At 75.1% G+C, this 9,868-nt stretch carries 6 protein-coding genes; 3 read left to right on the top strand and 3 right to left on the bottom strand.

Annotation, left to right across the window (positions count from 1 at the left end):
- The 3 genes from VIM19_00660 to VIM19_00650 all read left to right on the top strand — a co-directional run.
- Positions 1–334 (top strand): MoxR family ATPase (locus VIM19_00660; protein HEY5183430.1); only part of this gene is annotated, 334 nt, incomplete at its 5' end.
- A gap of 4 nt (positions 335–338) precedes the next feature.
- Positions 339–1,613 carry a DUF58 domain-containing protein gene (locus VIM19_00655; GenBank protein ID HEY5183429.1) on the top strand — a complete coding sequence of 425 codons (1,275 nt, stop codon included), beginning with the start codon at positions 339–341 and terminating at the stop codon, positions 1,611–1,613.
- Positions 1,610–3,946 (top strand): DUF3488 and transglutaminase-like domain-containing protein, encoded by a 2,337-nt coding sequence (locus VIM19_00650; protein ID HEY5183428.1) that lies wholly within the window; start codon positions 1,610–1,612, stop codon positions 3,944–3,946. The genes VIM19_00655 and VIM19_00650 overlap by 4 nt, the downstream gene beginning before the upstream one ends.
- Before the next feature lie 116 nt (positions 3,947–4,062).
- On the opposite strand, the gene VIM19_00645 is transcribed toward VIM19_00650, so the two are convergent.
- The 3 genes from VIM19_00645 to VIM19_00635 form a co-directional block, all read right to left on the bottom strand.
- Entirely contained in the window at positions 4,063–4,467 is a 405-nt protein-coding gene (locus VIM19_00645) for a DUF3040 domain-containing protein (protein HEY5183427.1), read from the bottom strand.
- A gap of 94 nt (positions 4,468–4,561) precedes the next feature.
- Entirely contained in the window at positions 4,562–5,743 is a 1,182-nt protein-coding gene (dinB, locus tag VIM19_00640; GenBank protein ID HEY5183426.1) for a DNA polymerase IV, read from the bottom strand.
- Between the two features lie 175 nt (positions 5,744–5,918).
- Positions 5,919–9,782 (bottom strand): DNA polymerase III subunit alpha, encoded by a 3,864-nt coding sequence (locus tag VIM19_00635; GenBank protein ID HEY5183425.1) that lies wholly within the window; start codon positions 9,780–9,782, stop codon positions 5,919–5,921.
- Positions 9,783–9,868: the final 86 nt, after the last annotated feature.

Raw genomic sequence — 9,868 nt, 5'->3', positions numbered from 1 at the left:
CGAGCTGAACAAGCTGATCGACGCCGTCCGCACCGTGCACGTGGCCGACCCGATCCGCCGGTACGCGGTCGAGCTGGTCACCGCCACCCGCAACTCCCCCGACCTGCGGCTGGGCGCATCGCCGCGGGCCACCCTGCACCTGCTGCGCGCGGCCCGAGCGGCCGCCGCGCTCGACGAGCGCGACTACGTCACCCCGGACGACCTGCAGGCGCTGGCCGTCCCGGTGCTCGCCCACCGGCTGCTCCTCACGGCCGAGGCCCAGATCGCCCGGCGGTCGACCTCGCAGGTCGTCGCCGACCTGGTGGCGCGGGTACCGCTCCCCGAACCGGGCTGAGCCGGTGCGCGAGGCCCTCCGAGGCCTGACCACCCGCGGCCGCGCGTTTGTGGGGGCCGGTGCTGCGGCCACGCTGGCCGCCGTCGCCTTCGGCCAGCGGGACCTGCTGCGGGTGGCGCTGCTCGTCCTGGTGCTGCCGCTGCTCAGCGCCGCCACCGTAGTGCGCACCCGCTACCGGCTGACCAGCAGCCGGCGGCTGGTCCCCGCCCGCGTCGCCGCGGGGCAGGACGCCCATGTGGTGCTACGGCTGGAGAACGTCTCCCGGCTGCCCTCCGGCCTGCTGCTGGTCGAGGACCGGATCCCCTACGTGCTCGGCGCGCGCCCCCGGTTCGTGCTGGACCGGGTCGAGCCGCTGGGCACCCGCGAGGTCGACTACCCGGTGCGCTCCGAGGTCCGCGGCGTGTTCACGTTGGGCCCGCTCAGCATCCGGCTGCGGGACCCGTTCGGCATGTGCGAGCTGGTGCGCGCCTTCTCCTCCCGCGACACCTTCGTGGTCACCCCCGTGGTGGAGCCGCTGCCGTCGGTCGCCGTCGGGGGCGAGTGGTCCGGCACCGGGGAGAGCCGGGCCCGGTCGCTGGCCGCGGCCGGGGAGGACGACGTCGCGACCCGCGAGTACCGCCAGGGCGACGACCTGCGCCGGGTGCACTGGCGGTCCACGGCCAAGGTGGGCGAGCTCATGGTGCGCCGCGAGGAACAGCCCTGGGAGAGCCGGGCGGTGCTGCTGCTCGACACCCGGGCCGCCGCGCACCGCGGCGAGGGGCTGGGGTCGTCGTTCGAGGCCGCCGTCTCCGCAGCCGCGTCGATCGGCACCCACCTGGGCCGCGGCGGCTTCTCGGTGCACCTGGTCACCGACACCGGGACCCGGCTGGACGGCGCGGCCGGGGAGGACCCCTCGGCCGCCCAGGAGGACCAGCTGCTGGACGGGCTGGCCGTGGTCGAGACGTCGCATAACGCTTCGCTGCGACCGGCGGCGACCGCCCTGCGGCACGCCGGCGACGGCCTCACCGTGGCGGTGCTCGGTGCGATGAGCCCGGACGAGGCGACCGAGGTGGTCCGGTACCGCCACGGCGCCGGACGGGCCGTGGCCGTCGTCCTCGACGTCGCCACGTGGCAGTCGAAGCTCTCCGGCGGCCAGCCCGCCCCCGCCCGGTCCGAGGACGTCGCCACGGTGCTGCGCGCTGCCGGCTGGCGGGTGGTCCCGCTGCGCGCCGGGGAGACCCTGGCCTCGGTGTGGCCGCTGGCCGGCCACACGTCCTACGACACGCTGGCCGCCCGATGAGCGCCCGGCTCAAGCTCACCTCGGTCGCGGCCCTCGCCACGGTCCTCGCCGCCATGTCCCTGGGGCCGGTGTTCGACGGCGGGCTGTGGTTCTGGCCGACCGCGGTGGCCGTGGTGGCCGCGGCGGCCGGCGGCGCGCTGGGCCGCCGGTTCGGGCTGCTGCGCCCCGCGGTGCCGCTGGCCGGGCTGCTGGTGCTGGGCCTGTCCCTCACCTGGCTGTACGCCAGGGACGTCGCGGTGGGGCGGCTTTTCCCCGGGCCAGCGGCGTGGGACCGGTTGGCCGAGCTCGTGCGCGCCGGCACCACGGCCGTCAACGGGTACGCCCCGCCGGTGCCCACCCAGAGCGGAGTGGTGCTGCTCACGGCCGCGGGAGTCGGCCTGGTCGCGCTCGCGGTGGACACCCTCGCGGTGACCTACCGCAACGCGGCGCTGGCCGGCCTGCCGCTGTTCGCGCTCTACGCGGTGCCGGTAGCCGTGATCCGGCAGGGCGTGCCGTGGGTGCTGTTCGCGGTCGCCGCGCTCGGCTGGTTGGCCCTCATGCTCACCGAGGGCAACGACCGGCTCCTGGGTTGGGGGCGGGCGCTCGGCCGTCGGCACACCGAGCTGCGGGCCGAGGCCGAGCCGGCCGGGCACGACACCCGGCTGCCACCGGAGCCGCTCGGCATGGTGGGGCGCCGGATCGGGGCGGCCGCACTGGGCATCGCCTTGCTGGTGCCGTGGCTGGTGCCCGGCCTGGACGAGGGCGTCTTCGGCCGCGGCGGTGGCAGCGGACTGGGTGCCGGGAGCGGTCGCACCGTGCTGACCGTGAACCCCTTTGTGTCCCTGCAGGCCGACCTGGAGTCCCCCACAGACTCCGAGGTGCTCACCTACACCACCGACAACCCAGATCCCGACTACCTGCGGATGGTCACCCTCGACACCTTCGACGGCACCACCTGGAACCCGGCGGTGCTGCACTCGGCCGGCGCGGCCACCGACACGCAGCCGACCGCCCCCGGACTGGGCTCCGACGTCGCCCGCAGCGACGTCCGCACCGACATCAAGGTCACCGCACTGCGGCAGACCTGGCTGCCGCTGCCCTACCCCACCGTGAAGATCAGCAAGCTGAAGGGGAGCTGGGCCTACGACGAGCCCACCCGCAACGTCTTCGCGCTGCGCGGCGACAGCCTCGGCGCCAGCTACCAGGTGACCGGCCTGCGGCTGCAGCCGACCGCGGCCCAGCTGCGGGCCGCCGGAGCGGCCCCGGCCGACCTGGTGCGCCGGTACACCCAGCTGCCGGACCAGCCGCTGCCGGACATCGTGGCGCAGACCGCCCGTCAGGTGACCGCCAACGCGACCACCGAGTACGACAAGGCGCTCGCGTTGCAGCAGTACTTCCTGAGCAAGCAGTTCACCTACTCCACCGGGATCCCGCCGTACACGGGCTCGCCGCTCGCCGCCTTCCTCACCAACAAGGTGGGCTTCTGTCAGCAGTTCGCGAGCACCTTCGCGGTGATGGCCCGGCTGCTCGGCCTGCCCACCCGTGTCAACGTGGGCTTCACGCACGGGACCAAGGCCAGTGACGGGACCTGGACCGTCTCGCGGCCCAACGCGCACGCCTGGCCCGAGGTGTACTTCCAGGGCGTGGGCTGGGTCCGGTTCGAGCCGACCCCCGGCCCGGCGGGCGTCGGGACGCCGAGCTACGCGCCGGCCACCGGCAGCGCGACCACGACCCCCGGCGCCACCCCCTCGAGCGGTCCCACCACCCCCCAGAACAACCAGACGGACCCACGGCGAAGCCGGCTCAACGAGGCGGACCGCAGCGCGACCGCCGCGACAACCACCCCGCGGTCGGTGCCCTGGCACCTCGTGGTGATCGGCCTGCTCGTCGTCGTCGCGCTGGCCGGCCCCGCGCTGGTTCGGTGGCGCCGCCGGACCCGTCGGCTGGGCCTGGCCGGCGGGGCCGACCGGGTCCGCGGGGTGCAGGCGGCCTGGCGCGAGCTGGCCGACAGCGCGGGCGACCTGGGGCGGCCCTGGTCCGGCGTGGAGACCCCGAGGCAGACCGCGCAGCGGCTGGGCACCGAGCTGCCCGAGGCCGCCGAGGCGGCCGGCCGGCTGGCCCTGTCGGTGGAGCGGTGCCGCTACGCGCGCACGCCCGGCCCGATCGACCACGTGGTGGCCGACACCCGCACCGTGCTGGCCGAGCTGGAGCGGGCCGCGGGCCGGGCCGGCCGCTGGCGGGCCCGGCTGCTGCCGAGCACCGTGCTCAGCGCCGGGGCCGCCCGGGTGGCCGACGTCCTGGACTGGCTGGACTCCGGCTGGGCCACCCTCCGCCGCGCCCTTCCGGGAAGCTGACCGGGCGGGACCGCCTCGCAGGGCGCACGTTGGCCTGGTGAAGTGAGTGCTGCAGAGTGGCCTGGTGAAGTGAGTGCCGCAGAGCTGGGTGCTGCGCAGGGCTGGACGGCGCTGGCTTAGCGGCCGTCCTCCTCGCGGCGGCGACGCCACCGCTCCTCGAAGCGGTCCATCACCTTGGGCTTGGCCGCCTTGCCGCTCCTGCGGCCCGAGTCGACCCCCGGGGCCGAGGCGACACCGAGGTCACCCACGGCCGGCATCCGTCGCCAGCTGGTGGCCGCCCACAGTGCCGCGCCGAGCATGACCAGGAAGCCCAGCACGCTGACCACGACCACCTTGCTGACGACCCCGACGAGCAGCAGACCGATACCGGCGAGCAGACCGACGACGCCGAGCAGGATCCGGCGCCGGAAGTGCCGGCGCAGATCAGATCCGCGGAGCGCTGTCGCGAACTTCGGGTCCTCGGCATACAGCGCCCGCTCCATCTGCTCGAGCAGTCGTTGCTCGTGCTCGGAGAGCGGCACGGCTCCTCCTTGCGGGCTGGTCACGGGGTCACCCGTTGACGTCAAGCATAAGCAGCCATCGGCCGTGTGGAAACCCGACTGTAGAAACGGGTGACTAAGGTCCGGAGTTCCCGGGCCCGTCGGGGTCCCGTGCGACCAGCGCGGCCGGCCGCACGGCTCCCGACCCGAACCGCTGGGCGGCCCGGTCGACGGCCTGCTCGGCCTCCCGCCAGCCCCGGTCCGGCGCGTCCAGCAGCAGCTGTTCGGCGACCTCGTCGGCGTCCACCAGCCCCTCCAGCCGGACGCCGACCAGCCGCAGCCGGGCCCGCTGCAGGCCCAGCACGTCGTACAGCTGCCCGGCCACGGCGTAGACCTGCTGGGCGACGTCGGTGGGTTCGCGCAGCGTGCGCGAGCGGGTGATCGTGGTGAAGTCGGCGAACCGCACCTTGATCGACACGGTGCGACCCCGGTAGCCCCCCGCCCGTACCCGGGCCGCCACCTTCTCCGACAGTCGCAGCAGCTCGCGACGGATCACCCGCGGGTCGTCGACGTCGGTGCCGAAGGTCTCCTCCGCGCCGATCGACTTGTCCGGCTCGCGGGGCACCACCGGGCGCTCGTCGCGTCCCCAGGCCAGTGCGGCCAGGTGGGCGCCCAGCGCCGGACCGAGGGCCCGCTGCAGGGTGGCCTCCGGCGTCCGGGCGAGGTCCCCGACCGTGCGCAGCCCCAGCCGGGTCAGCTGTTCCTCGGTCTTCTCCCCCACCCCCCACAGCGAGCCGACCGGCAGCGGGTGCAAGAACGCCACCACCTGGTCACGCGGGACGACGAGCAGGCCGTCCGGCTTGGCCCGGGTGGAGGCCAGCTTGGCCACGAACTTGGTGCTGGCGACCCCGACCGAGCAGGTGATCCTCTGCTCGTCGTGGACCCGGGCCCGGATCAGCTCGCCGATGTGCACCGGGGACCCGAGCCGTCGCACCGCCCCGGACACGTCGAGGAACGCCTCGTCCAGCGACAGCGGCTCGACGAGCGGGGTGACCGAGGCGAAGATCTCCATCACGTTGGACGACACCCGGTCGTACTCGTGGTGGTCCGGCTCGAGCACGGTCGCGTGCGGGCACAGCCGACGGGCCCGGGTCATCGGCATCGCCGAGTGGACGCCGAAGGCCCGCGCCTCGTAGTTGGCGGTGAGCACCACCCCCCGGTTGCCGTGCCCACCGATGATCACCGGGGTGCCCACGAACTCGGGGTGCCGCAGCAGCGAGACCGACGCGTAGAAGGCGTCCATGTCGACGTGGAGCACCGTGCAGCCGGTGTCGTCGACCGGGGCGCTGGGTCCGCCCGGGACGCCGTCGACCGCCCGCTGCGGGGACGCCGGCCGGTTCAGCTGGCTGCGGCTCACCGGACCATCCTGCCGCGCCGGTCGGACAACTCCGACCACTCCGACAACCCGGGCCACCGCACCGCTGCCGCGCGGCTCACTGGCCCGGGCTTCCGGGACTGGCGTGCCACAGCTTGCGCGGCGGGGTACCCCTCTTGACGTCGTCGCCGGGCGTGCCGACATCGGCGTACGGCGACTGCCGGAACCCGCTCGGGTGCACGAGCACCCGTCGCTGGCCCATGCCCCCCGCGGTGAGTGGCCGGTCGCCGCCGGGGGCCCGAGCCACGACCGGACGGGTGGAGCGGGACTCCGCAGCCCCGGCGACGGCCTCCGCCGTCATCGCCGACTCGTCCGCCGACTCTGCCATCGCCGTCCTGACCGCCTCGAGGCCACCGACCTCGTAGGCCTGGAACAGCCCGGTGAGCTCCCAGGCGCCGGTGGCCCGGACCGAGACCCCGCGCGGCCCGGTGCGCCGCACCACCCCCCGGACGACGAGCAGCCAGGAGTGGAAGACCGTTGCGGCGTAAGGACCCTGGGCGTCCTCGAAGAAGGTGGCGTCGACCGGCCCGGTGGAATCGTCCAGGGTGAGGAAGACGACCCGCCGGCCGGAGCGGATCGGCGGGGTCTGGGTGGCGACCTTGACCCCGGCGACGAGCACCTCGGCCTGGCTGCGGCGCTGCAGCAGCTCACGTGAGCGGGTCACCCCGAGGGCGTCGAGGAACGGGGCGTAGAAGTCGACGACGTGCCGGCTGGCGTCCAGGCCAAGCACGTCCAGCTCGGCCCGGACCCGCTCCGCCCCGGTCATCTCCGGCAGGCCGGACGGCTCGGGCACGCCGTCCCCGGGGCCGAGGTCGAAGGCCAGCTGGACGTCGGGGGCGCGCACCGCGGCCGGAGCCTGCGACTGCCGGGCCGCCGCCGCGACCACGGCGTCCCCCTCGGCTCTTCCCCCTCCCCTCGTTGCAGGCACCAGGGTCGCCCTGACCGCCCTGGAGCCTGCAACGACGGGGCGGTAGCGCTCCAGCTCGGCCACCTGCAGCAGCAGGTCGCGCCGGGTGACCTGCCCGCGGCGGCGCACCGGCACCGGCGCGCCGATGCCGTACACCGAGTCGAACGCCCCGGCCACGACGAGCCGCTCGGTCACCGGGCGGGACACCTGGGCCCGCGCCCAGAAGTCGGCTAGCGACCGGTACGGCCGGCCGGCCACCACCCGGGCCACCTCGGCGTCGGAGATCCCCTTGACGTCGGCCAGCGCCAGCCGGATGCCGTAGGCCCTGGCGTCCGGCAGCCCCGGGACGGCGGGCACCGGCCGCGGCGGCGCCCCCAGGATCTGCGGCGGCGGCTCGTCCAGCAGGCCGACCTTCTCCACCCGGTAGCAGGCGTCACTGGCGTTGACGTCCAGCGGCAGCACGGCGATGCCCAGCTGCCGGGCGTCGTCCAGGATCAGCCGCTTGGGGTACATGCCCGGGTCGTGGGTGAGCACCCCGGCGAGGAAGGCCGCCGGGTGGTGCGCCTTGAGCCAGGCACTCTGGTACGTCGGCAGCGCGAACGCGGCCGCGTGCGCCTTGCAGAACCCGAAGGAGGCGAAGGCGCGCAGCACCTCCCAGACCCGCTCGACGGTGGCCAGCGGGTACCCGCGGCCCAGGGCCAGCGGGTAGAACCACTCGCGCACCTCCGGCTGGGTCTGCGGCGACCCCAGCGAGCGGCGCGCCTCGTCGGCCTCGGCGAGGGTGCAGCCGGTGAGCACCGCGATCACCTGCATCACCTGCTCGTGGAACACCACGACGCCACAGGTCTCGGCCAGCGCCGGCTCGAGGTCGGGGTGCAGGTACTGCGGCGGCTCCCAGCCCTGCCGGGCCCGCAGGAACGGCGTCACCATGTCGGACTTCACCGGCCCGGGCCGGAACAGCGAGATGTCGGTGATCAGGTCGCCGAACGTCTCGGGGCCGAACTTGCCGACCAGCTCGCGCTGGCCCGGCGACTCGATCTGGAAGCAGCCGAGGGTGTGCGCCGAGCGGACCAGCGCGAACGTCGCCTCGTCGTCCAGCGGGACGGCGTCGATGTCGACGACCTCGCCGTCGACCCGGGCCACCTCCCCCACGGCGTGCGCCATGGCCGACTGCATCCGGATCCCGAGCACGTCGAGCTTGAGCAGGCCGAGGTCCTCCACGTCGTCCTTGTCGAACTGGCTCATCGGGAAGCCCAGCCAGCTGGCCTCGACCGGGGTGCGGTCGAGCAGGGTCGCGTCGGAGAGCAGCACCCCGCACGGGTGCAGCGCGACGTGCCGGGGTAGGCCGTCCAGCCGCTCGACGAGGGCGAACATGCGCTCCAGCCCCCCGCCGTCGGCCAGCGCCCCGATCCGGCTGGCCCGCAGCTCGGGCAGCTCGTTCAGCGCGGCCCTGGCGTCGCGGGCCCGGATGTGCGGGAACGCCTTGGCCAGCGAGTCGATCTCGCCGGGCGGCAGGCCCAGCGCCGCCCCGACGTCGCGGATCGCGTGCCGCACCCGGTAGGTGTCCATCATCGACACGGCGACGCAGCGCTCCCCGCCGAAGCGGGCCAGGATCCGTTCGTAGACCTCGGTGCGGCGGGCCGACTCGACGTCGATGTCGATGTCCGGCAGGGCCTGGCGCAGCGGGGAGAGGAAGCGCTCCATGAGCAGGCCGTGGGCCATCGGGTCGACGCCGCTGATGCCGAGCAGGTAGTTGACCAGCGAGCCGGCGCCCGAGCCGCGGGCGGCCACCCGGACGTCCATCGAGCGGATCAGGTCGACGACGTCGGCGACGGTGAGGAAGTACGTCGGGTAGCCCAGCTGCTCGATCACGCCGAGCTCGGCGTCCAGCCGCTGGCGCACCGCCGGGTCGGGGGCGGAGCCGTAGCGGCGGGCGAGCCCGGCCTCGCAGCGCTCGCGCAGCACTGCCGTGGCGGGCCGCCCCGAGCCGTCGACGACGGCCAGCTCGGGGAAGAAGACGCCGCTCAGCCCGAGGTCGGCGTACGGGTCGAGCGCGCACGCCGTCGCCACCGCGACCGTCGTCTCGAGCAGCCGGCGGACGGCGGCCGGCTCGCTCTCCCCCGCGCTGCCGGCCCGGACCACGTCGGCGGCGACCGCGCGCATCTGCGCCCCGGACTTCAGGTGCCCCTCGGCGTTGGACCGGTCGATGTGCCGCAGGTCCAGGGCCACCAGCCGGCGCGCGGCGTCGAGGACGTCGGCGGTGACGGCGGCGGCCGGCTCGGCGTAGCGGACGGCGTTGGTGAGCACCGCGCCGATGCCGGCGTCCCTGGCGAAGCCGAGCATCCGGGCCGCCTGGGGCGTGGACAGCGCGGCCGGGTCGGTGGAGTCGACCGGGCCACGGTGCGAGACCACCTCGACGAGCAGCTGACTGGGGTCGACGCGCGCCCGCCAGGCGTCCAGCACTGCGGTGGCCAGGTCGGGACGGCGTCCGGCCAGCGCGCGCCCCAGCTCGGACGCCGGGCCGAGGAGCACCAGCAGGTGGCCCCCGGCGGCATGCTCGGCCACCAGGTCGAGGGTGCTCACCGGCCGGCCGCGCTCACTGCCCAGGTGGGTGGCCGAAACCAGCCGGTTCAGCGCCGCCCAGCCGGCCCGGCCCCGGGCCAGCAGGACCACCCGTGGGTGCCGCGGGTCGACGTCAGCCCCGCCGCGGGCTGGGGCCCTGCGCCGGCGCGGCGCGAGCCGCGCCGGCTGCGTCGAGGGGTCGCGCACCGGCATGACCGCGAGGTCGACGCCGAGCACCGGGGTGATCCCCGCGGCCAGGCAGGCCTTCGCGAACTTCACCGCTCCGTAGACGCCGTCGCGGTCGGTCAGGGCCAGCAGCCGCTGCCCGTGCTCGGCCGCGCGGGCGACCAGCGCCTCCGGGTGGCTCGCGCCGTACTGCATCGAGTAGCCGGAAGCCACGTGCAGGTGGACGAAGGGGTCGGATCGGGAGGCGGATCCGGAGGCGGAGGCCATGACTCACCTCCGCGATACGACCTGTCCTGAGGGAAGCCCGCCCGGGGGTCCTACGGGGGTCGAAGCCGCGGACCCCCGGGCGGATC

It is taken from the genome of Actinomycetes bacterium, from assembly GCA_036510875.1.
In the GTDB taxonomy this organism is placed as follows: Bacteria; Actinomycetota; Actinomycetes; order Prado026; family Prado026; genus DATCDE01.
This window is presented reverse-complemented; position numbering and strand designations above follow the sequence as displayed.

Excerpts from the sequence above, each read along its gene's own strand:
- VIM19_00650 (HEY5183428.1), top strand. The coding sequence starts at position 1,610 with ATGAGCGCCCGGCTCAAGCTCACCTCGGTCGCGGCCCTCGCCACGGTC.
- VIM19_00635 (HEY5183425.1), bottom strand. The coding sequence starts at position 9,782 with ATGGCCTCCGCCTCCGGATCCGCCTCCCGATCCGACCCCTTCGTCCAC.